General features: G+C 73.5%; 1 protein-coding gene. It reads right to left on the bottom strand.

Annotated elements, in window-relative coordinates; all coding sequences use genetic code 11:
• Positions 1 to 1,101, bottom strand: a 1,101-nt coding sequence (locus tag P1P70_RS44810) for a GAF domain-containing protein (protein WP_319248272.1), incomplete at its 3' end; no start/stop codon positions are given.
• Positions 1,102 to 1,244 lie beyond the last annotated feature (143 nt).

Here is a 1,244-nt window from a genome sequence, read left to right as displayed (position 1 = left end):
CGTCCGGGTCGCGCTCCGGTACGCGAGTGGGGGCGTCGAGGGCTGACCGGGCGGCGCTTCGGAGGGCGGGGTGGTCAGTTCTTTGTGGCGGAGGTGAGAGCCGCCCAGGACGCGTGCTTCGACGACCACGCCGGTCTCGCCCGACTCGCTCATGATCGGGCGCCGCAGGAGGGTGGCGACGCGGTTGCCGGAGAGGGTGACCTCGTCGAGCGTGCGGTGGGGCGAGGCGATGAGTTCCTCGGCTTTCTCCCGGAGCACGGCCAGGTCTACGCGGCCGAGGGTCTCGGCGTACCGGCCGTCCTTGTCGTCACCCCGTGCTCCGGGTGGGCGCCCGGGTTGGCGGGGCCAGGGAGCCGTGGCCGGGCCCGTGCCCGGGCCTGCGCCTGCGCCTGCGCCGGGTCCTGCGCCGTCCGAAACTGTGGCGGCGGCACGGGTGGCCCGGCGGTAGGCGGCCAGGAGCGCCCGCTCGCGTTCCGTGGCCTGTTCCAGGAGGGCGGCCTCGATGTCGTGGGCGGCCTCCCGGACGAGCCGCAGCATGGCGGGGTCGCCGTCGTCGCGCAGACAGGTGAGGTCGAGGACGGCCTCGACGCGGCCGCTGAGCGGGTTGCGGACGGGGGCGCCTGCGCAGGCGAACGGGGAGAGGCAGTCGGCGAAGTGCTCCCGGCCGAGAACGAGGACGGGTTGCCGCTCGGCGAGCGCGGTGCCCACACCGTTCGTGCCCGCGGCGGCCTCGGAGGCGCAGAAACCGGGGGCGAAGTTCACCTCGTCGAGGCGGGTGAGGAGCTGCCGGTCGCCGCCGTGGCGCTGGACCATGCGGGCCTGTCCGTCGCAGAGCACCACGGTCATGCTGACGTTCGCGAGGGCGGCGGTGAGCTGGGTGAGGACCGGGTCGGCGGCGCGGAGAAAGGGGTCCTCCATCGCGAGGTCGGGCACGTAGGGGACCAGCAGCCGGTGGGGTTCGAGGCCGGCGGAACGGCAGCGTTTCCAGGAGTCCAGCACCGGGTCCCGGACGTCGGAGTCGACGTGGGCGCCCGCGAGGAAGCGTTCATGGGCATCGACGAGACCGCCGATGTCGTCCCAGGAGACGGACAACGGGCTCACTTCCCTCACCTGCGCACGACCCGCCGCACCCCGCCACCGGACGCACCCACGGGCCGCCTGCCAGGCGCTACAACCCTAGACCTTGGGTGACGCATATCACAACGGTGGAAGGTAGGGCGGGGAGGGGAGGGTCGGCTGAAGGT

Source organism: Streptomyces sp. MB09-02B (genome assembly GCF_033794485.1).
In the GTDB taxonomy this organism is placed as follows: Bacteria; Actinomycetota; Actinomycetes; order Streptomycetales; family Streptomycetaceae; genus Streptomyces.
The sequence above is the reverse complement of the archived record's forward strand: the minus strand, read 5'-3'. Positions and strand labels throughout refer to the sequence as shown.